This is a genomic window from Streptomyces olivaceus, assembly GCF_000721235.1.
In the GTDB taxonomy this organism is placed as follows: domain Bacteria; phylum Actinomycetota; class Actinomycetes; order Streptomycetales; family Streptomycetaceae; genus Streptomyces; species Streptomyces olivaceus.
In genome coordinates, this window is sequence record NZ_JOFH01000022.1 from 116,477 (window position 1) to 137,564 (window position 21,088).

The window sequence follows — 21,088 nt, forward strand, 5'->3', positions numbered from 1 at the left end:
TCACCCCCTTCTTGGGCGCGGACGGCCGGAGGGGGAGGATGAGGGGGATCCACCAGCAGTGACGTCAGCACTGACACCAGCAGTGACACCCAGCAGTGACAGCGGGAGGAACCACGTGAGCGACTCGGGCACGGCCAGGAGCGTCACCGGCGAGGACGAGGTCGTCGACCTCTGCCGCGAGCTGATCCGCATCGACACCAGCAACTACGGCGACCACTCGGGGCCGGGCGAGCGCAAGGCCGCCGAGTACGTCGCCGAGAAGCTCGCCGAGGTGGGACTCGAACCGCAGATCTTCGAGTCCCACCCCGGACGCGCCTCCACGGTGGCGCGGATCGAGGGCGAGGACCGGTCCCGGCCCGCGCTGCTGATCCACGGCCACACCGACGTCGTCCCGGCCAACGCGGACGACTGGACCCACCACCCCTTCTCCGGGGAGATCGCCGACGGCTGCGTGTGGGGCCGCGGCGCGGTCGACATGAAGGACATGGACGCGATGACCCTCGCGGTCGTCCGCGACCGGCTGCGCACCGGACGCAAGCCCCCGCGCGACATCGTGCTGGCCTTCCTCGCCGACGAGGAGGCGGGCGGCACGTACGGTGCCCGGTACCTCGTCGACCACCACCGCGACCTCTTCGACGGCGTCACCGAGGCGATCAGCGAGGTGGGCGGCTTCTCCTTCACCGTGAGCGAGCAGCGCCGCCTCTACCTGATCCAGACGGCCGAGAAGGGCATGCACTGGATGAAGCTGAGCGTGGCCGGTACGGCGGGACACGGATCGATGATCCACCGCGACAACGCCATCACCGAGCTGTCCGAGGCCGTCGCGCGCCTCGGCCGGCACCGGTTCCCGGTACGCGTCACCAAGACGACCCGGGCCTTCCTCGACGAACTGGGCGACGCCCTCGGCACCGAGCTGGACCCGGAGAACATGGAGGGGACGCTCGCCAAGCTCGGCGGCATCGCCAAGCTCATCGGGGCGACGCTCAGCAACACCGCCAACCCGACCCAGCTGGGCGCCGGTTACAAGGTCAACGTCATCCCCGGCGAGGCCACCGCCCACGTCGACGGGCGCTTCCTGCCCGGGCACGAGGAGGAGTTCCTGGCCGACCTCGACCGGATCCTCGGCCCGAAGGTGCGGCGCGAGGACGTGCACGCCGACAAGGCCGTAGAGACCACGTTCGACGGCGCGCTGGTCGACGCCATGCAGTCCGCGCTGGTCGCCGAGGACCCGGCCGCCAAGGCGATCCCCTACATGCTCTCCGGCGGCACGGACGCGAAGTCCTTCGACGACCTCGGCATTCGCGGCTTCGGCTTCGCGCCGCTCAAGCTGCCGCCCGAGCTGGACTTCGCCGGCATGTTCCACGGGGTGGACGAGCGGGTGCCGGTGGACGGTCTGCAGTTCGGCGTGCGCGTGCTCGACCGGTTCATCGACGCGTCCTGACCCGCCCGGAGAAACGCGGCTTCCGCACGCGGCGATATTCGAGCGCGCGTGCGGGAGGCGACCGGGACGAGTGAATGTGCTCATAAGCTCGTAGCCTCATTACTCCCTCCTCGTTACACGTGATGCGATCGGCAAATTTGAGATCGCGTTTGCCAACTAGGAGGAACAATGCTCAAGAAGGTCGTCGCCGCTGCGGCTGCCACCGGCGGTCTGGTTCTCGCGGGCGCGGGCATGGCCGTCGCCGACTCCGGTGCCCAGGGTGCCGCCGTGCACTCGCCCGGCGTCCTTTCCGGCAACGTCGTTCAGGCGCCCATCCACGTGCCGGTGAACGTGTGCGGCAACACGATCTCCGTGATCGGCCTGCTGAACCCCGCCTTCGGCAACGCCTGCGTCAACAAGTGACGTTGTGCCCCGCCCCATAAGGGTCTGAGTCCGTCGGCCCCGGAGCACACGCCATGTGCTCCGGGGCCGACGGCCTTTCGAGGGACCCCCGGGCGGGGGAATGGCGGAAACGCCGGAATTCTCGGCATTCTGGGTACCACTTGGACTAGGGCAAGGCAGGGGTCAGGAAATGCGACAGGTCACCCGCAAGGGCCTGATGACGATGGCGGCGGCCACCGGCGTGATCGCCGCCGCGGGCGGCGCCGCCCACGCGGACTCGGGGGCGCATGGCGCGAGTTCGGGTTCGCCCGGCGTGCTCTCCGGCAACACCGTGCAGGTGCCGGTCGACGTGCCGGTGAACGTGTGCGGCAACACGGTCGACGTCGTGGGCGTCCTCAACCCGGCGATGGGCAACTCGTGCGCCAACGCGGGCGGCGGCGGCACGTCCGGCGGCGGCCACGGATCCGGCGGCCACGGTGGGCACGGGGGCTCCGGCGGGTACGGCGACTCGGGCGGGTACGGCGACTCGGGCGGCACGGGTGGCTCGTCCGGAGGCTCGCACGCCGGCGGGCACGCCACGGACTCGCCGGGCGTCGCCTCCGGCAACCACGTCGAGGTGCCGATCCACGTGCCGGTGAACGTGTGCGGCAACAGCATCGACGTCATCGGTGCCCTCAACCCGGCCTTCGGCAACGACTGCGACAACGGCGGTGGCGCACATCACCCCACGCCGCCCGGCGACCACGAGACGCCCCCCGGCGAGCCGAACACCCCCGATACCCCCGACACCCCGGACCGTCCGTCCGTGCCGGGCGACGAGACCCCGGGCGGTTCCATCGACGAGAACCGGCCGGGCGCCCAGACCGTCGACCATCCCCGTGGCGACGCGTCGCTCGCCGAGACCGGCAGCGATCTGCCGCTGGGCCTCGCTCTGCCGGTGGGCGCGGGCGCCCTCCTCGCGGGCACCGTGCTCTACCGCAAGGCCCGTGCCGCGGCCTGATCCGGGCAGGCCGACGCACACAGCGGGCTCCGCACCCGGCGGGGCCCGCTCCGTCTCCGTCACCCGCGCCGCGCCGGGCGTGATCACCGCATCACCAGGTGGCGCGCACCTGGCGGATGATCCGCCGCCGCAGCCGCACCTTGCGGCTGCCGTCACGCAGCAGGGTCAGACGGTACAACTCCCAGTGTCCGTACTCGGCATGGTCCGTCAGCTGACGTGCAGCATCCTTGCGGGTGACCCCGCGCGGTAGGTACACATCGACAAATTCGTATTCCGGCATCGAATCTATTGTGCGGGCTGGGGCCCGGTACGGATAGCGTCTGCACTATGTCTGATGCTGCGCAGCCCACCGCTGCCGAGGTACGCGCCGCCGCCGAGGCGGTCAAGACCGCGCTCGACCGCCACCTGGCCGCGGTCGAACGCCGGTCGGGGGAGGACGACCCGGCCGTCTACGACGCGTTCAACCAGCTGGCCGCGGCCGCGGAGGCGTACGACGAACTGCTCTACGACCGGTACGACGAGGTCACGCCCTTCGAGATCCCCGGCGCCGACGACACGCTGCCGCCCTACACGGGACCCGAGGAGCCCAGCGCGCTCAGCGTGCTGATCCGCCGGGACTACGCCGTGGCCGAGCCGCAGCGGCTCATGGCCCACGCCCGCCGGATCGAGGCCGCGGACGAGGAGAGCACGGACATGGACGCCTCCGGCACGGTGCACGGGGCGCTGAGTCTGTTGTTCGGTGAGTTCGAACCGGACGAGATCGCCTCCCGGCACAAGGAGTTCGGCCTTGAGGAGGGCGACTCCACGCTGTGGGTGACGGCCGCCGACGAGGCCGCCGACCCCGGCGAGTGGCTGGAGGCGCCGTTCGAGCAGGTCGATCCGCAGAGCGTGGTCTGCCGTTTCGACGTCAGCGCGGTCTTCGACGACGAGTTCGACGACGATCTCGACGACGACGAAGAAGAAGACGGCGACGCCGACGGTGACGCGGCGGAGTTGGACGAGGACCTCGCCGCGGAACTCGACGAGGACGGCCCCGAGGACGACGGCGCCGAGGGCGACGGTCCGGGGGACACCGCCGTACCGGCGCGCCTGGAGGCGGACCGCTGAGCCGAGCCGTGGTCCCCGGGGCCCGGACGGCCCCGGGCCGCGGCGCAGGCCGCACTCCGCACGGAGGCCGCGTCCGTGCGGAGTCCCGCGCCCCGGCTCAGGCGTCCGTCGGCACCTGGGGGGCCAGCAGTACCGGTAGCCGGGTCGTGCGGGGCTTGGCCGGGACCTCGGCCACGGCACGGGGCAGCGCCTGCTCCACTCCGTGCACCACGGAAAGGTGCCGGGCGGCCCGGCCGAAGGCGGTGTAGACCCAGGGACGGCTGAGGCTCTGCGCCGCGTCGCCGGGCAGGACCACGACCACCGCGGGCCACCGGCCGCCCACCGCCTGGTGCGCGGTCAGCGCCCACCCGTGCCGCACGGACTGCTCCACCCGGTCACGCGGCACGACCACCGTCTCGCCCGCACACGCCAAATGCAGGCCGTCGGCCTCGGCCTTCGTCACCCGGCCCGGCAGCGTACGGCCGGGGGCGGGGGAGTAGGCGACCCGGTCGCCGGGGTCGAAGCCGCCGAAGCGGCCGGGGCCCGGGTTCAGCCGTTCCTTCAGTGCCGCGTTGAGCGCCCGCGTGCCGGCCGCGCCGCCGTGGCCCGGCGTGATCACCTGGGTGTCCTCGGCCGGGACGCCGATCGCGCGCGGCACCGAGTCCGCCACGAGCTGGACGGTGCGGTGCACGGCTTCGGCCGCCTCCCGCACCGGCACGATCACGACCTCCTTGCCGGGTGCCTCCACCTGACCCAGCTCGCCGATGCCGATGCCGGAGACCAGCTCGCCGAGGGGGCCCGGATCCGGACGCCGCGAGGCCACCTGCGGGCAGACCCGCGCCGCCAGCAGGTCCGCGAAGACGCGGCCAGGACCCGCCGACCAGAGCACCGCCGGATCACCGGCCAGCACCAGCCGGGCCCCGTCCGGCAGCGACTCCGCGAGCAGGGCGGCCGACTCGACGTCCAGCTGCGGTGCGTCGAGCACCACGAGCAGGTCCAGGTCCAGCGTGCCTTCGGCGTCCCGGCCCGGCCCCTCGGCGCCGGACAGCAGTCCGGCCAGGGCGACCGCGGCCGGTCCGGTCCGGGCGGGCTCCGCGGAGGACGGCTCGGACGGCTCGGAAGACGTGTCCAGCAGGGCCGCGAAGCGGTCCCGGCCGAGCGGTCCGTGCGCGGCGGCCCAGGCGCGCAGTCCCAGAGCATGGGCCGTGCGCAGCAGTGCCGCCGGCTCGGCCAGGGACGCCTCCCCACCGGTGTGCAGCACCAGCCCGTGTCCCGCGACCGCGCGGATCAGCTCGGCGGCGGAGCCCCGCGCCGCGGCGGCGGCCTGCTCCCAGTCCGCTGCGGAACCGTCCTGCTTCGGCGCGGAGTTGACCAGCCGGGCCAGTCCGTCGGCGAGGCTCTCCTCGGCGAGTGCGTACCGCTCCAGTCCGACCAGGACCCGGACCGGACGCTCCTCGCCGTCGGCGGCGCCTTCCTCGCCGGTGTCCTGCGTGCTCCTCGACGCGGACTCCGCCCGGCCGCCGGGTTCCTCCAGGGCGTCCTGGAAGGCCAGTGCCTCGCCCTCGGCCAGCGTGCTCTGCACGGCGGCGTCGGGATCCGGCACCCCGCGCCGGGCCAGCGTCTCGGTGAGCCGGGGCAGCTCCAGGGCCGTGTGCCCGGCCAGGGCCGCCTGCTCCAGCAGCCACACCGTGACGGCACGGCCGCGCCGCTCGTCGTCGGGGCCGCACTCCGCGCCCAGCAGCGCGCGGGCGAACCCGTCGGCCTGCTCCGGCCGCACTCCGGTGACCCGGAGCAACTGCCACGGGTCCGCGCGCAGCGCGCCCTCGGCGCCCTCACCGAGGAGCGCGGCGGTCTGCGGTGCGAGCGACTCGGGGGCGCCGCCCTCCGCCAGCACCCTCCGCACCGCCTGAACGGTCTCGGCTGCCGGCCCCCCGGGTGCCGCGACGGGCTCGGTCGGCGCCGCGGGGCGGGGCTGCCGGGCCGGCTCGGGGGCGGGGCGGCGGGCGGGCTCCGGGGAGCCGAAGACGGGAGCGGCAGGCTTCTCGCCGCTCTCCACGGCGCGCACGGCCGCCAGCAGGTCGGCCGCCGTGCCGCTGAGCTTGGCACCGGCGTCCACCGGGCCCTGCCTCTCGGCCTTCCGTCGCTCGATCCGCTCCCGCTCCACCCGCTGGGCGGCCAGCTCGGCCTCGGCCTCGGACTTCTCCCCCGCCGCGGCGGCGTCCCCGTCGGGTGCGTCCGTGCCCGTGCCCGAGTCCGTCCCGTCTGTGGTGGCCTCGCCCGTGCCGGCCTCCTCCGCGCTCGCACCGCCGCCTGCCTCGGTGGCGGCTGAGTCGCCCGGAGCGGCCGTCGTGCCTCCGGTCGGGCCGGACGGCGCGGCCGTCTCCGCACCGTCCCGCGCGGTGGTGGTCTCCGCACCGTCGTGCGCGGCATCGGGGCCGTCCGTGGTGCCCGGCGCGCCCGGCCCGGGACCCACGGCGTCTGCGGTCTCCTCGGCGGCGGCCTCGGGCTCCGTGCTCACAGCGTGCTCCAGTCGTGATCGGGATAGCGGTGCACGGGCGCCGACACGTCGTCGAGCGCCCGGCAGATCTCGTCAGGAAGACTAAGGCTCTCCACTGACAACGCCGCCGTGAGCTGCTGCGCGTTGCGCGGCCCGATGACCGGGGCGACCACTCCGGGGCGGTCGCGGACCCAGGCCAGGGCGACCTGGAGCGGGGTCACCGCGAGCCCGTCCGCCGCGGTCGCCACCGCGTCCACGATGTGCCCGGCCGTGTCGTCCAGGTAGGGCTCGACGAACGGGGCCAGATGGTCCGAGGCCCCCCGCGAGTCCGTCGGCGTCGCGTCCTTGCGGTACTTGCCCGTCAGCACCCCGCGGCCCAGCGGCGAGGACGGCAGCAGACCGATGCCCAGGTCGAGGGCGGCCGGCAGCACCTCACGCTCCACGCCCCGCTGGAGCAGCGAGTACTCCATCTGGGTGCTCGCCACCCGGTTGCGCACGCCCGGCGCCGCCAGCTGCCAGGTCGCCGCCTTGGCCAGCTGCCAGCCGCAGAAGTTGGAGATCCCCGCGTAGCGCGCCCGGCCGCTGCTCACCGCCACGTCCAGGGCGTGCAGCGTCTCCTCCAGCGGGGTGTGCGGATCGAAGGCGTGCAGGTGCCAGACGTCCACGTGGTCCGTGCCGAGGCGGGCGAGGGAGGCGTCCAGCGCGGACAGCAGGTGGGCGCGCGAACCGTCGAAGCGGCGGTCGGGATCGGGCACGCTGCCGGCCTTGGTCGAGATCACCAGGTCCCGGCGCGGCACCAGGCCCTCCATCAGGCGCCCGAGCAGGTACTCCGACTCCCCGTCGCCGTAGACGTCCGCGGTGTCGACGAGGGTCCCGCCCGCCTCCCAGAAGGTCTTCAAGAGGTCCGCCGCGTCATGCTCGTCCGTGCTCCGGCCCCAGGTCAGGGTGCCGAGACCGATGCGGGACACGCGCAGGCCGGTGCGGCCGAGATGCCTCTGCTCCATGAACGGCGACATTACTGGGCACGGCCGACGCTGTGGGGGCCTGTGGACAACCGAATTCCGCGCGCTAAGGTCGGGGCACCAGCCACGTTACTGATGGGTAAGGGGAATCGGCCATGCAGCTCGGTATCAACCTCGGCTACTGGGGTGCCGGAATGGACGCGGACAATCTGGCCGTCGCCCAGGAGGCCGACCGGCTCGGCTACGCCGTGTGCTGGGCCGCGGAGGCCTACGGCTCCGACGCGGCCACCGTGCTGACCTGGGTCGCTGCCCAGACCGAGCGCATCGACGTGGGCTCCGCCATCTTCCAGATCCCGGCCCGCCAGCCCGCGATGACCGCGATGACGGCCGCCACCCTGGACTCCCTCTCGAAGGGCCGCTTCCGCCTCGGCCTCGGCGTGTCGGGGCCCCAGGTCTCCGAGGGCTGGTACGGCGTCAAGTTCGACAAGCCGCTCGCCCGCACCCGCGAGTACGTCGAGATCGTCCGCAAGGCGATGACCCGGGAGCGGCTGTCCTACGAGGGACAGCACTGGACACTGCCGCTGCCCGGCGGGCCCGGCAAGCCGATCAAGCTGACCGTGCACCCGCAGCGCGAGCACATCCCGCTGTACGTCGCCGCGATCGGCCCGAAGAACCTGGAGCAGACCGGCGAGATCGCCGACGGCGCCCTGCTCATCTTCCCCTCCGCGGACCACCTGGAGGAGACCGCCGTCAAGCACCTGCGCGCCGGGCGCGAGAAGGCCGGCCTGACCCTCGACGGCTTCGACATCTGCCCGACCCTGCCGCTCGCCCTCGGCGAGGACAAGGACGTGGCCGCCCTCGCCGACACCTTCCGTCCCTACACCGCCCTCTACGTCGGCGGCATGGGCAGCCGCAAGCAGAACTTCTACAACCAGCTCGCGGGCCGCATGGGCTACGAGCGGGAGGCCGCCGACATCCAGGAGAAGTACCTGTCCGGCGACAAGGAGGGCGCCGCCGCGGCCGTACCGCACGACCTGATCGACCAGACGACGCTGCTCGGCTCGGTCGACCGCATCGCGGACCGGATGAAGGCCTACGCCGCCGCCGGTGTCACCACCCTCACCCTCGCCCCCGCGGGCTTCACCCTGGACGAGCGGCTCGCCGCCCTGCGCGCCGGCACCGAGGCCCTGGAGCGCGCCGGACTGGCGTAGGACCGAGGGGAAAGTTTCGCGGCCGTGGTGGGGGCTCGGGGGTCTTCCCCGCCACGGCCGTCACGGGGAACAACGCGCCCACACGCGCGGGGTTACGCCTCCGCGAGCCCCTCGTGGTCCTTCGTTCGGCGGAGTCGCCCGCCGCACCTGTTGCCGTGCCCCCTCGACCGCACTTGACTCGTTCATCGCGGACCGTGCGGAACTGCGGAACCCCGCAGAGGCAGAGAGGTGCCAGCGATGCTTTCGGCCAAGAGCCTGTTCCAGGAGATCGTCGACAACGACGAGTCGTTCCGTCTCTTCTGCTCCATCGCGGCCAGCGGCGAGTCCCAGGGCGGCTGGGAGAACGCCCGCATCGCGGCGCTGGTGCCGGAGAGCGAACGCGCCCTCGCCCCCAAGATCACCCGGCACGGGGCGGACGAGGACAAACACGGCCGGATCTTCAACGCCCTGCTGAGGAAGCGCGGACTCGAACCGGTCGAGGTACCGCCCGAGACCGACTACACGATGCTCCTGGAGCGGCAGGGCATCGGCCTCGCCCACGAGAAGCTCGGAGCCGACCAGCCCCTCACCGTGCGGGACGTCATCACCTACCTCGCGCACAGCCGCGTCACCGAGCAGCGCGCCGCCGAGCAGATGGCGATGCTCCTCAAGCACTTCGCCGACCACCCCGACCTCGGCCGGGCGGTCCGCATGATCTCCGCCGACGAGGACAACCACCTCGCCTACTCCCACGAGGAACTCCTGCGCTACACCGCCGCCGGGCACGGCCCGTACATCCGGCGGACCCTGCGCGAGTGCGCGCTCGCCGAGATCCGCGTCCACCGGGACGTCAGCCTCGCGGTGATGGCCCGCATGGGGCACCTCCTGGGCTGGTCGCGCGCCAGGTCCGCCCTGCTCGCGGCCGGCATCCACGCGACGTACGCCTGGGAGCGGCTGGCCGGCCGGCGGCGCATGGCCACGCTGCGCCCGCCCACGCCCGCCCTGCGCGACGCGCTCGGCGGACCCGCCACCCCTGCCCCCGAGGTCGCCTGAGCGCCCCCGGCCCCGCCCCGGCCAGGACCGCTACAGCCAGCCCCGGCGCTTGAACTGCCGGTACAGCAGCACCTCCAGTACGGCCATCAGCGCGATCACCGCCGGATAGCCCCAGACCCAGTGCAGCTCCGGCATGTGGTCGAAGTTCATGCCGTAGATCCCCGCGAGCATCGTCGGGACGGCCGCCATGGCCGCCCACGCGGAGATCTTCCGCATGTCGTCGTTCTGCCGGACGCTCGTCTGCGCCAGATGCGCCGACAGGATGTCCGAGACCAGCCGGTCCAGGCTCTCCACCGACTCGTTCACGCGCGTGAGGTGGTCGTTCACGTCCCGGAAGAACGGCCGCGCCCTGTCGTTCACGAACGGCACACCCGCGCCGTACAGGCCCGTCCCCGCCAGCCGGGCCAGCGGCGGCGCCAGCGGACCGGTCGCCCGGCGGAACTCCAGCACCTGCCGCTTGAACGTGTAGATCCGCGACGCGGTGTGCCGGGAGCCGCCGCCGTCCGGCGAGAACACCTCCGCCTCCAGCTCCTCCAGGTCGTTCTGCAGTTCGACCGCCACCTCCAGATAGTGGTCGACGGCGGCGTCCGCGATCGCATACAGCACGGCGGTGGGACCCTTGCCCAGCAGCTCGGGCTCGTGCTCCAGACGCCGCCGCACGGCCTTCAGGGGCGAACCCTCGCCGTGCCGGACGACCACCGCGAACGCGTCGCCCAGGAAGATCATGAGTTCCCCGGTGGAGACGGCGTCGCTCTCCGGCTCGTACACCACCGGCTTCAGCACGGCGAAGAGCGAGTCGTCGTAGACCTCCAGCTTGGGCCGCTGGTGCGCCTTCAGCGCGTCCTCCACCGCCAGCGGATGCAGCCCGAACTCCTGGCTGACCAGGTCGAACTCCTCCTGCGTCGGCTCGTGCAGCCCGATCCACACGAAACCGCCCGCCGACCGCGCGCCGGCGAGCGCGTCGGAGAGGTCCTCGGGCCCGTCCGTGCGGTGCCCGTCCCGGTAGATGGCGCAGTCGACGATCACTGAACCCATTCTCCCCTCGCCCCGGCATCCCTGTACCGCGCCGTACGCCTACCCTGGCCGCATGCCCACGCTGATCCTGGTTAGGCACGGACGTTCCACCGCCAACACCGAGGGGCTGCTCGCCGGCTGGACGCCCGGCGTCGCCCTCGACGAGCGCGGCGCCGCACAGGCCGCCGCGCTGCCCGCGCGGATCGCCGGCCTGCCACTCTCCGAGATCGTCACCAGCCCGCTGCAGCGCTGCCAGGAGACGATCCGGCCGCTGCTCGACGCCCGGCCCGAGTTGCGGGCACACACCGACGAACGGATCGGGGAGTGCCACTACGGCGACTGGTCCGGCCGCAAACTCGCCGACCTCACGAACGAGCCCCTCATGGAGGTGGTGCAGGCGCACCCCTCCGCCGCGGCCTTCCCCGGCGGCGAGTCGATGCGGGCCATGCAGACCCGCGCCGCCGAGGCGGTACGCGAGTGGAACGCCCGCGTGGAGCGCGACCACGGCCCCGACGCCGTCTACCTCATGTGCTCCCACGGCGACATCATCAAGTCCCTCGTCGCCGAGGCCCTCGGCCTCCACCTCGACCTCTTCCAGCGGATCTCCGTGGAGCCCTGCTCCGTCACCGCGATCCGCTACACCCGGCTGCGCCCCTACCTCGTCCGGCTCGGCGACACCGGCGACTTCGCCTCCCTCGCACCGCGCGAGGAGCCGTCCGGCGACCAGGCCCCGGTCGGGGGTGGTGCGGGCGCACCGTGATCGTCCGCCGCAGTAGGGTGAACCGGTCGCGGCAGTGCTCCGCTCCCGATCTTCCGCTTTCCCCGACATCCATGGAGACAGGACGTGTCCCGTCAGGTGTTCCTCTACGACCAACCGGAACGTTTCGTGGCCGGTACGGTCGGGCTGCCCGGGCGCCGTACGTTCTTCCTCCAGGCCTCCGCCGGCTCCCGGGTGACCAGCGTGGCCCTGGAGAAGACCCAGGTCGCCGCCCTCGCCGAGCGCATGGACGAGCTGCTGGACGAAGTCGTACGGCGCAGCGGCGGCAGCACCGTCGTCCCCGCCACCGCGCCCACCGGGCCCGCCGACACCGCGCCGCTGGACACCCCCGTCGAGGAGGAGTTCCGGGTCGGCACCATGGCGCTGGCCTGGGACGGCGACGACCAGCGCATGATCGTCGAGGCGCAGGCCCTGGTGGAGCTGGACGCCGAGTCCGAGGAGGACCTGGCGGAGGCCGAGGAGAAGCTCCTCCAGGACGAGGAGAACGGTCCGCCCATGCTCCGGGTCCGCCTCACCGGCGCGCAGGCCAGGTCCTTCGCCAAGCGCGCCCTCGACGTCGTCAACGCCGGGCGGCCGCCGTGCCCGCTGTGCAGCCTCCCGCTCGACCCGGAAGGACACGTATGTCCGCGCCAGAACGGATACCGCCGCGGAGCGTGACCACCGACGCCGCTGCCGCCGACCTGCTCGCCCTGGGCGAACTGACCGTACGCGGACGCATCCGTGACGCCTCCAACGCGGCCCTGTACTGCACGGTGACCCACGAGGGACACGAGGCGGCCTGCGTCTACAAGCCGGTCGCCGGCGAACGCCCGCTGTGGGACTTCCCCGACGGCACCCTCGCCCAGCGCGAGGTCGCCGCCTACGAGGTCTCCGAGGCCACCGGCTGGGGCCTCGTCCCGCCCACCGTCCTGCGCGACGGCCCCTACGGCGAGGGCATGGTCCAGCTGTGGATCGAGGCCGTGCCGGGCACGGAGCTGCTCGCCCTCGTCGACGAGGAGGAGCCCGCCCCCGGCTGGAAGGGCATCGTCCTCGCCGAGGTCGCCGAGGGCCGCACCGCCCTGCTGGTCCACGCCGACGACGAACGGCTGCGCCGGCTCGCCGTCCTGGACGCCGTGATCAACAACGCCGACCGCAAGGGCGGCCATCTGCTGCCCGCGGCGGGGGAGCGGCTCTACGGCATCGACCACGGGGTCACCTTCAACGCCGAGGACAAGCTGCGCACCCTCCTGTGGGGCTGGGCGGGCGACCCGCTCACCGGGGAGGCCCTGGCGGTCCTGGAGGCCCTCAAGGAGGCCCTCAAGGACGGCGGCACCCTGGCGACCCGGCTCGCCGCGCTCATCACCCCCGCCGAACTCGACGCCACGCGCGCGCGGGTCGACGCCCTGCTGGCCTCGGGCAAGCACCCCGAGCCGGGCGGCGAATGGCCGGCCATCCCCTGGCCGCCCGTCTAGCGGTCCGGAACGGGCGATCCGGAACGGGCGATCCGGAACGGGGATCCGGTCGGCAGAGGGGACCTGCACCTTCGCCCGTTCCGCGCAAGACCGCCTTCCCGGCCATCCGACCGGTCCGGTTCGTGCACGGAACATCCGTCCGGTTAGGCTCATGACATGCATGCCTGGCCCGCTTCCGAGGTCCCCGCCCTGCCTGGTCAGGGCCGCGACCTGAGGATCCACGACACCGCGACCGGCGGCCTCGTCACCCTCGAACCCGGTCCCGTCGCCCGCCTCTACGTCTGCGGTATCACGCCGTACGACGCCACCCACATGGGGCACGCGGCGACCTACAACGCGTTCGACCTCGTGCAGCGCGTGTGGCTCGACACCAAGCGGCAGGTGCACTACGTCCAGAACGTCACCGACGTGGACGACCCGCTCCTGGAGCGGGCCGTGCGCGACGGCGTCGACTGGACCGCCCTCGCCGAGCAGGAGACCGCCCTCTTCCGCGAGGACATGACGGCCCTGCGGATGCTGCCGCCGCAGCACTACATCGGCGCCGTCGAGGCCATACCCGGCATCGTCCCGCTCGTCGAGCGGCTGCGCGACGCGGGCGCCGCCTACGAGCTGGAGGGCGACACGTACTTCTCCGTCGAGGCGGACCCGCACTTCGGCAGCGTCTCGAACCTCGACGCCGCCGCCATGCGGCTGCTCTCCGCCGAACGGGGCGGCGACCCCGACCGGCCCGGCAAGAAGAACCCGCTCGACCCGATGCTGTGGATGGCCGCCCGCGAGGGCGAGCCCAGCTGGGACGGCGGCTCGCTCGGCAGCGGGCGCCCCGGCTGGCACATCGAGTGCGTGGCCATCGCCCTCGACCACCTCGGCATGGGCTTCGACGTTCAGGGCGGCGGCTCCGACCTCGCCTTCCCGCACCACGAGATGGGCGCCTCGCACGCCCAGGCCCTGACCGGCGAGTTCCCGATGGCCAAGGCGTACGTCCACGCCGGCATGGTCGGTCTCGACGGCGAGAAGATGTCCAAGTCCAAGGGCAACCTGGTCTTCGTGTCGCAGCTGCGCCGCGAGGGCGTCGACCCCGCCGCGATCCGGCTGGCGCTGCTCGCCCACCACTACCGCTCCGACTGGGAGTGGACCGACCAGGTGCTGCGGGACGCCCTCGCCCGGCTGGAGCGCTGGCGTGCCGCCGTCTCCCGCCCCGACGGCCCGCCCGCCGAGGCCCTCGTCGAGCAGATCCGCGAGGCCCTCGCGAACGACCTGGACTCCCCGGCGGCCCTCGACGCCGTCGACAGCTGGGCCGCCCTCCAGCAGGAGACGGGGGGCACGGACCCGGGCGCCCCGGGAGTCGTCTCCCGCACGGCGGACGCCCTGCTGGGCGTGGCTCTGTAACCCACCGGCCGCTGCGGGCAGTCGCCCCCGCCGCCGCTGCGGGCAGTCGTGCGTCCGGGGCGGCACGGGTGGGCGCAGCGGCACCCGGCCGGCACCCGGCCGGCACCCGGCCGGCACCCGGCCGGCACCCGGCCGGCACCGGGCAAGCGACACCCGCCCCCGGCCGACGCCCCCCCAACGGCAACGACTGAGGGGCGCCCCCCAACAGGGAAGCGCCCCTCAACCCGCTCGACAGGGCCTCAGTCCTCCGAGGAATCCTCGTCGTCCCCGCCCGCCTGCGGCGGAGACGGCGGCCTCGGCGGCCGCGTCCGCCCACTCGGGTTGTCCCGCAGATACGGCGCGCCGGACGGCCCCTCGCCCCCGTCCGCCGTGGCGGTCCCACCGGGCCCGCCCCCGTCGCGCCGCCGCAGATACCGCTCGAACTCCCGCGCGATCGCCTCGCCCGACGCCTCCGGCAGCTCCGCCGTGTCCCGGGCCTCCTCCAGCGACTGGACGTACTCGGCGACCTCGGTGTCCTCCGCGGCCAGCTGGTCCACGCCCACCTGCCAGGCACGCGCGTCCTCGGGCAGCTCGCCCAGCGGGACGCGCACGCCGATCAGGTCCTCCAGGCGGTTCAGCAGGGCCAGCGTCGCCTTCGGGTTCGGCGGCTGCGACACGTAGTGCGGCACCGCGGCCCACAGCGACACGGCCGGCACGCCCGCGTGCGTGCACGCCTCCTGCAGGATGCCGACGATGCCCGTGGGCCCCTCGTACTTGGTCTCCTCCAGCTCCATGCGCCCCGCCAGATCCGCGTCCGACGTGGTCCCGCTGACCGGGACCGGACGGGTGTGCGGCGTGTCGCCGAGCAGGGCGCCCAGGACGACGACCATCTCGACGCCCAGCTCGTGGGCGAAGCCCAGCAGTTCGTTGCAGAACGAGCGCCAGCGCATGGACGGCTCGATACCCCGCACGAGCACCAGGTCGCGCGGTTTGTCGCCGCCGACCCGGACCACCGAGAGCCTGGTCGTCGGCCACGTGACCTTGCGGACGCCGTCCTCGATGAAGACCGTGGGCCGGTTGACCTGGAAGTCGTAGTAGTCCTCGGCGTCCAGCGCCGCGAAGACCTCGCCCTTCCACTCCCGGTCGAGGTGCGCGACCGCCGTGGAGGCGGCGTCGCCCGCATCGTTCCAACCCTCGAACGCGGCCACCATGACCGGGTCGACCAGCTCGGGAACCCCCTCGAGCTCGATCACCCAGCGCCTCCTTCCGACGTGCCCTCGCGTACCCCCCAACCTTACGGCGTACCGAGGGGCCGCCCGCAGCCCCTTGCGTACGGGACAGTGAACGGATCACTGCCCCGTACCCGGTGCCGGAACACCCGCGGCGGGACCGGCCGCGGTCCGGCTTCCTCCTGCTCGCCCCCGCTGCCCGGCGGCCTACTTCCCGTCGAGCAGGTCCTGGACCTTCGCGCGGACGCCGTCCGTGGCCAGGCCGCGGATCGTCAGCGTCGTACGGCGGCGCAGCACGTCGTCCGCCGTCTCGGCCCACTCGTTGTCCCGGGCCCACACGACCTGCGCCCAGATCTCCGGGGCGTCCGGGTGGACGCGCTCGGCCAGCTCCGGGCTCTCGTTGGCGAGCCGGGCGATGTCGAAGGCGAGCGAACCGTAGTGGGTGGCCAGGTGCCGGGCGGTGTCCGCGGCCATGCGCGGGCCGGGCGCCGGGCCGTCCACCAGCAGCCGGTGCGCCACCGCGCGCGGGTTCGCGACGCCGGGCAGCGGCAGCTTCTTCGGCAGCGAGGAGATCGGCTCGAAGTCGTCGCCCAGCGGGTGGCCCGGCAGCGCCTCCAGCTTCTTCATGACCGTACGGCCGATGTGGCGGAAGGTCGTCCACTTGCCGCCCGCGACGGACAGCATGCCGCCCCGGCCCTCGGTCACGACCGTCTCGCGCTTGGCCTTCGAAGTGTCACCGGGACCGCCCGGCAGCACCCGCAGACCCGCGAAGGAGTACGTGATCAGGTCCCGGTCGAGCTGCTGGTCGCGGATGGAGAACGCGGCCTCGTCGAGGATCTGCGCCGTGTCCTTCTCGTTGACCGCGACATCCCCCGGGTCGCCCTCGAACTCCTCGTCGGTCGTGCCGAGCAGCAGCATGTCCTCCCAGGGGAGGGCGAAGGTGATCCGGTACTTGTCGATCGGCGTGGCCAGCGCGGCCTTCCAGGGCGCGGTGCGCTTGAGCACCAGGTGCGCGCCCTTGGACAGGCGGATGGACGGGGCCGCGTCCGGGTTCTCCATGCGGCGCAGGTGGTCGACCCAGGGGCCGGTGGCGTTGAGCACCAGGCGGGCGTTCACCCCGAACTCGTCGCCGGACAGCCGGTCCTTCAGCTCGGCGCCGGTCACCCGGCCCTTGGTGAAGCGCAGGCCGGTGACCTCGGCGTGGTTGAGGACGACCGCGCCGGAGTCCACCGCCGCGCGGACCGTCATCAGCGCCATGCGGGCGTCGTTCATCTGGTCGTCGCCGTACACGGCCACGGCCTTCAGGTTGTCGGTCCGCAGCTCCGGCACGTCCTGCGCGGCCTTGGCCGGGGAGAGCAGGTGGCCGACACCGTCACCGAAGGCGGACAGCGCCGAGTACGCGAAGACACCGGCCCCGAGCTTCGCCGCGCCGTGCGGCCCGCCCTTGTACACGGGGAGGTAGAAGGTGAGCGGGTTCGCCAGGTGGGGAGCCACCTGCCGGGAGACCGCACGGCGTTCGAAGTGGTTCTCCGCCACCAGCTTCACCGCGCCGGTCTGCAGGTAGCGCAGACCGCCGTGGAGCAGCTTGGAGGAGGCGGAGGAAGTGGCGCCGGCGAAGTCGCCGGCGTCGACCACGGCCACCCTGAGGCCGGACTGCGCGGCGTGCCAGGCGGTGGAGATGCCCAGAATGCCGCCGCCGATCACGAGAAGGTCGTACGACGCCTTGGAAAGCTGCTCCCGGGTCTCGGCCCGGCTCGGGTTCGAGCCGGAGGCCGGGTGCGTACCCAGGGCAGGCACGGACTGCAGGGCGGACTGAGTGGTCATTGCGGTTCTTACTCCTCGTCCTCGAGCCAGCCCATGGTCCGCTCGACGGCCTTGAGCCAGCTCTTGTACTCACGGTCGCGGATCTCCGCGTCCATGCGGGGGGTCCACTCGGCGGCCCGCCGCCAGTTGGCGCGCAGGTCGTCGGTGCTGTTCCAGAAGCCGACGGCCAGGCCGGCGGCGTAGGCGGCGCCGAGGCAGGTGGTCTCGGCGACCATCGGGCGCACCACGGGGGCGTCCACGAAGTCGGCGAGGGTCTGCATCAGCAGGTTGTTGGAGGTCATGCCGCCGTCGACCTTGAGGGCGGTCAGCTCCACACCGGAGTCCTTCGTCATGGCGTCCGCGATCTCCCGCGTCTGCCAGGCGGTGGCCTCCAGGACGGCGCGCGCGAGGTGCGCCTTGGTGACGTACCGGGTCAGTCCGGCGATCACACCGCGGGCGTCGGAGCGCCAGTACGGGGCGAACAGGCCGGAGAAGGCCGGTACGAAGTAGGCGCCGCCGTTGTCCTCGACCGTCAGGGCGAGGGTCTCGATCTCGGCGGCGGTGGAGATCAGGCCCATCTGGTCGCGCATCCACTGCACCAGCGAGCCCGTGACGGCGATCGAGCCCTCCAGGGCGTAGACCGGCTTCTTGTCACCGATCTGGTAGCCCACGGTGGTCACCAGGCCGCTGTACGAGTTGATGATCTTGTCACCGGTGTTCATCAGCATGAAGGTGCCGGTGCCGTACGTCGACTTGGTCTCGCCCTCGGAGAAACAGGTCTGGCCGAACAGCGCCGCCTGCTGGTCGCCGAGCGCGGAGGCGACCGGGATGCCGCCCAGCAGTTCGCCGAGGCGGCCGCCCTTGATCTCGCCGTAGACCTCCGCGGAGGAGCGGATCTCGGGCAGCATCTGCGTCGGCACGCCGATGGACTCGGCGATCTTCTCGTCCCACCGCATGGTGTGCAGGTTCATCAGCATGGTGCGGGAGGCGTTGGTCACGTCGGTGACGTGCCGGCCGCCGTCCACGCCGCCGGTCAGGTTCCAGATGACCCACGTGTCCATGGTGCCGAAGAGCAGGTCGCCGGCTTCGGCGCGCTCGCGCAGGCCGTCGACGTTGTCGAGCAGCCAGCGGGCCTTGGGTCCGGCGAAGTAGGAGGCGAGGGGCAGGCCGGTCTCGCGGCGGAAGCGGTCCTGGCCGACGTTGCGGCCGAGCTCGCGGCAGAGGGCGTCGGTGCGGGTGTCCTGCCAGACGATGGCGTTGTGGACGGGCTCACCGGTGTTCTTGTCCCAGACCAGCGTGGTCTCGCGCTGGTTGGTGATGCCGATGGCCTTGATGTCGTCGCGGGTGATGCCGGCCTTCTCGACCGCCGAGGCGACGACCTCCTGGACGTTGGTCCAGATCTCGGTGGCGTCGTGCTCGACCCAGCCCGGCTTCGGGAAGATCTGCTCGTGCTCCTTCTGGTCGACGGAGACGATGCGCCCGTCGCGGTCGAAGACGATGCAGCGCGAGGAGGTCGTGCCCTGGTCGATCGCGGCGATGAACGGCCCGTGGCCGTGCGAGGCGATTCCGGCGGTGTGGGCGTCGGTCACTGTGTGCTCCTGGGGTTCCGTGGTGGGTGGCCGGTGCGTACGGCGCGTGTGCTGCGGCTCGGTGATCGCCGGGCGGAGGCCCGCTCAGGCGAACGCGACGTTGTAGACACCTCCGGCGATCGCACCGCCGATCAGGGGACCGACGACCGGGATCCAGGCGTAGCTCCAGTCGGAGCCGCCCTTGTTGGGCAGGGGCAGCAGGGCGTGCACGATGCGCGGGCCGAGGTCGCGGACCGGGTTGATCGCGTAGCCCGTGGGGCCGCCGAGCGACAGGCCGATGGAGACCACCACGAAGCCGGTGATCAGGGCGCCCAGGATGCCGAGGCCGTTGCCCTCGTCGTTCAGGCCCTGGGTGAGGATCGCGAGCAGCAGGACGAAGGTGCCGATGATCTCGGTGGCGAGGTTCTGGACCGTGTGCCGGATCTCCGGGCCGGTGGAGAAGACGCCCAGGACGGGGCCGGCGCCCTTCTCCTGCGCCTCGACGGACTTGGCCGTCGTGTCCTGCGCACCGGGGCCGCCGACGATCTCCCGGTCGGTGAGGTGGGCCTGGAACTGGCCGTAGTAGGCGATCCAGACCAGGACCGCGCCGATCATGGCGCCGAGGATCTGGCCCGCGAAGTAGGTCGGGGTGTTGCTCCAGTCGCCGTCCTTGATCGCGATGCCGACGGTGACGGCCGGGTTGAGGTGGGCCCCGGAGAGCGGGCCGGAGATGTACGCCGCCGTCATGACGGCGAAGCCCCACCCGAGGGCGATGGCGACCCAGCCGGCGTTGCGCGCCTTGGAGGCCTTGAGCGTCACGGCGGCACACACGCCGCCGCCGAGCAGGATGAGTATGGCGGTACCGATGGTCTCGCCGATGAAGATGTCGGAGCTGGACACCCGCGACTCCTTTGTCCTTCGTCCAGGGAAAGCCGAACCCCCGGGTCCCTCCGGGTGTTCCGGCGCTCTCGGTGTGAGAGCGGTGGCGGCCCTTGGCACTGTCACACTCTAACGCGTATTGCCGGTAGGTGTTCGACAATGCCGACCGATGGACGCGAGTCTCGTTCCGTGTTCCGCGTGCGTCAAGAGCTGTGTTATCGAAAGCACGATCGTTATTGATCGTCGCGGGTTATCGGTCCGGCCGCGTCCCTGCGCCGCGTCCGGCTCCTCCTTCCGGCCGCCGGCCCCGTCCGGACGCACCGAAGGCCGGGACGCCCTTCGGTGCCCCGGCTCTACCCGCCTCGTGCGTCGTGGAACCGCCCGGCTCAGAACCGCCCGGCGCCCAGGTCCCGCGACACCGCGCGGGCGCAGTCCCGGACCGCCGCGACCAGCTCGGGACGGAGCTCGCCCTCCCGGCGCAGCCGCTCCACGGCCCCGGTGATGCCGACCGCCCCGACCGGCATGCGCCTGCGGTCGTGGATGGGGGCGGCGATGGAGGCGATGCCCTCCCAGGTCTCCTCGACGTCGGCCGCGTACCCGCGCGCGCGGGTGATGTCCAGGATGTGCTCGAACCCGTCCCGTTCGCAGACGGTCCGGTCCGTGTACGCCTTGCGGTCGGTCTCCAGCGCCTCGCTGTGCGCGACCGGGTCGTACGCCGACAGCACCTTGCCCAGCGCCGTGGAGTGCAGCGGCTGCATGGCCCCGATCTCCAGGACCTGCCGGCTGTCGTCGGGCCGGAAGACGTGGTGCACGATCAGGACGCCCTGCTGGTGCAGGACCCCGAGATGGACGCTCTCGCCGCTGGAACGGGCCAGGTCGTCCGTCCACACCAGGGCGCGGGCCCGCAGCTCGTGCACGTCCAGGTAGGTCGTGCCCAGGCGCAGCAGCTCGGCGCCCAGCTGGTAGCGCCCGGAGGCGTCGTCCTGCTCGACGAAGCCCTCCTGCTGGAGGGTGCGCAGGATGCCGTGCGCGGTGCCCTTGGCCAGGCCCAGCGACGAGGCGATGTCCGACAGGCCGAGCCGCCGCTCGCCGCCCGCGAGCAGGCGCAGCATCGCGGCCGCCCGTTCGAGCGACTGGATGTTCCGTGCCATCGACGTACTGCCTCCGTCCCCTTCGACTGCCGACCGCGGCGTCGCTGACGTCGTTCGGCAATGCCGAACACTACCGGTCCATGCCGACCTCCCGCCAATGGTCGGCGGGCAACTGTTGCACTTCGGCCACCAGCGACCGGCCGCGGGGCGCCGACCGGCTGCCGCCGACCGGGCTGCCGCCGCGGACCGGCCGTGAGCCGCCGGCCCGCAGCCGCCGCGGACCGGCCGCCCCGCCGGCGA

The 21,088-nt window shown here is 72.8% G+C and carries 19 protein-coding genes; 10 read left to right on the forward strand and 9 right to left on the reverse strand.

Translation table 11 applies throughout. The annotated features are described in order from the left end of the window. The first annotated feature begins 115 nt into the window (after positions 1-115). The 3 genes from IG94_RS0124380 to IG94_RS0124390 all read left to right on the forward strand — a co-directional run bounded on the left by IG94_RS0124380 (position 116) and on the right by IG94_RS0124390 (position 2,822). Positions 116-1,441, forward strand: a complete 1,326-nt coding sequence (locus IG94_RS0124380; protein ID WP_031041003.1) for a M20/M25/M40 family metallo-hydrolase — start codon at positions 116-118, stop codon at positions 1,439-1,441. Between the two features lie 168 nt (positions 1,442-1,609). After that, positions 1,610-1,843, forward strand: coding sequence for a chaplin ChpH (gene chpH / locus IG94_RS0124385; RefSeq protein WP_031041004.1), 234 nt, complete (start codon positions 1,610-1,612; stop codon positions 1,841-1,843). Positions 1,844-2,012: 169 nt separating this feature from the next. Next, complete coding sequence (locus tag IG94_RS0124390; RefSeq protein WP_031041005.1) at positions 2,013-2,822, forward strand: chaplin; 810 nt, start codon at positions 2,013-2,015, stop codon at positions 2,820-2,822. A gap of 91 nt (positions 2,823-2,913) precedes the next feature. Here the strand turns inward: IG94_RS0124390 and IG94_RS0124395 are convergent, their stop codons facing one another. Next, a complete protein-coding gene (locus IG94_RS0124395; RefSeq protein ID WP_031041006.1) occupies positions 2,914-3,102 on the reverse strand; it encodes a DUF5703 family protein in 189 nt (62 codons plus the stop codon). Positions 3,103-3,149: 47 nt separating this feature from the next. On the opposite strand from IG94_RS0124395, the gene IG94_RS0124400 reads away from it, so the two are divergent. Then, positions 3,150-3,929 carry a hypothetical protein gene (locus IG94_RS0124400; protein ID WP_031041009.1) on the forward strand — a complete coding sequence of 260 codons (780 nt, stop codon included), beginning with the start codon at positions 3,150-3,152 and terminating at the stop codon, positions 3,927-3,929. Positions 3,930-4,026: 97 nt separating this feature from the next. Here IG94_RS0124400 and IG94_RS0124405 read toward each other — a convergent pair whose 3' ends face one another. Both IG94_RS0124405 and IG94_RS0124410 read right to left on the reverse strand, forming a co-directional pair. Then, the gene (locus IG94_RS0124405) at positions 4,027-6,426 is read right to left on the reverse strand and encodes a helix-hairpin-helix domain-containing protein (RefSeq protein WP_031041012.1); all 2,400 of its coding nucleotides are present in this window, start codon (positions 6,424-6,426) and stop codon (positions 4,027-4,029) included. After that, complete coding sequence (locus tag IG94_RS0124410; RefSeq protein ID WP_031041014.1) at positions 6,423-7,409, reverse strand: aldo/keto reductase; 987 nt, start codon at positions 7,407-7,409, stop codon at positions 6,423-6,425. Before IG94_RS0124410 ends, IG94_RS0124405 begins: the two co-directional genes overlap by 4 nt. Before the next feature lie 113 nt (positions 7,410-7,522). On the opposite strand from IG94_RS0124410, the gene IG94_RS0124415 reads away from it, so the two are divergent. After that, a complete protein-coding gene (locus tag IG94_RS0124415; RefSeq protein ID WP_031041016.1) occupies positions 7,523-8,578 on the forward strand; it encodes an LLM class F420-dependent oxidoreductase in 1,056 nt (351 codons plus the stop codon). 237 nt (positions 8,579-8,815) lie between these two features. Next, positions 8,816-9,610, forward strand: a complete 795-nt coding sequence (locus IG94_RS0124420; protein ID WP_031041018.1) for a ferritin-like domain-containing protein — start codon at positions 8,816-8,818, stop codon at positions 9,608-9,610. A gap of 30 nt (positions 9,611-9,640) precedes the next feature. Here IG94_RS0124420 and corA read toward each other — a convergent pair whose 3' ends face one another. Next, a complete protein-coding gene (gene corA / locus IG94_RS0124425) occupies positions 9,641-10,636 on the reverse strand; it encodes a magnesium/cobalt transporter CorA (RefSeq protein WP_031041020.1) in 996 nt (331 codons plus the stop codon). Positions 10,637-10,697: 61 nt separating this feature from the next. On the opposite strand from corA, the gene IG94_RS0124430 reads away from it, so the two are divergent. The 4 genes from IG94_RS0124430 to mshC all read left to right on the forward strand — a co-directional run bounded on the left by IG94_RS0124430 (position 10,698) and on the right by mshC (position 14,239). After that, on the forward strand, positions 10,698-11,384 hold the full coding sequence (locus IG94_RS0124430) for a histidine phosphatase family protein (protein WP_031041022.1): 687 nt from the start codon (positions 10,698-10,700) through the stop codon (positions 11,382-11,384). Between the two features lie 84 nt (positions 11,385-11,468). Beyond that, the gene (locus IG94_RS0124435; protein ID WP_031041024.1) at positions 11,469-12,059 is read left to right on the forward strand and encodes a DUF3090 domain-containing protein; all 591 of its coding nucleotides are present in this window, start codon (positions 11,469-11,471) and stop codon (positions 12,057-12,059) included. Next, positions 12,023-12,853: an SCO1664 family protein gene (locus tag IG94_RS0124440; RefSeq protein ID WP_052410838.1), complete on the forward strand. Its 831-nt coding sequence runs from the start codon at positions 12,023-12,025 to the stop codon at positions 12,851-12,853. Before IG94_RS0124435 ends, IG94_RS0124440 begins: the two co-directional genes overlap by 37 nt. Positions 12,854-13,009: 156 nt before the next feature. Further along, positions 13,010-14,239: a cysteine--1-D-myo-inosityl 2-amino-2-deoxy-alpha-D-glucopyranoside ligase gene (gene mshC / locus IG94_RS0124445; protein ID WP_031041030.1), complete on the forward strand. Its 1,230-nt coding sequence runs from the start codon at positions 13,010-13,012 to the stop codon at positions 14,237-14,239. A gap of 239 nt (positions 14,240-14,478) precedes the next feature. Here the strand turns inward: mshC and IG94_RS0124450 are convergent, their stop codons facing one another. The 5 genes from IG94_RS0124450 to IG94_RS0124470 all read right to left on the reverse strand — a co-directional run bounded on the left by IG94_RS0124450 (position 14,479) and on the right by IG94_RS0124470 (position 20,848). After that, positions 14,479-15,471: a PAC2 family protein gene (locus tag IG94_RS0124450; protein WP_031041031.1), complete on the reverse strand. Its 993-nt coding sequence runs from the start codon at positions 15,469-15,471 to the stop codon at positions 14,479-14,481. A gap of 183 nt (positions 15,472-15,654) precedes the next feature. Further along, a complete protein-coding gene (locus tag IG94_RS0124455) occupies positions 15,655-17,271 on the reverse strand; it encodes a glycerol-3-phosphate dehydrogenase/oxidase (protein WP_031041035.1) in 1,617 nt (538 codons plus the stop codon). Positions 17,272-17,279: 8 nt separating this feature from the next. Further along, positions 17,280-18,839 (reverse strand): glycerol kinase GlpK, encoded by a 1,560-nt coding sequence (gene glpK / locus IG94_RS0124460; RefSeq protein WP_031041039.1) that lies wholly within the window; start codon positions 18,837-18,839, stop codon positions 17,280-17,282. 84 nt (positions 18,840-18,923) lie between these two features. Further along, positions 18,924-19,718: an MIP/aquaporin family protein gene (locus tag IG94_RS0124465; protein WP_031041042.1), complete on the reverse strand. Its 795-nt coding sequence runs from the start codon at positions 19,716-19,718 to the stop codon at positions 18,924-18,926. 365 nt (positions 19,719-20,083) lie between these two features. Beyond that, positions 20,084-20,848, reverse strand: coding sequence for an IclR family transcriptional regulator (locus IG94_RS0124470; protein WP_031041044.1), 765 nt, complete (start codon positions 20,846-20,848; stop codon positions 20,084-20,086). Positions 20,849-21,088 lie beyond the last annotated feature (240 nt).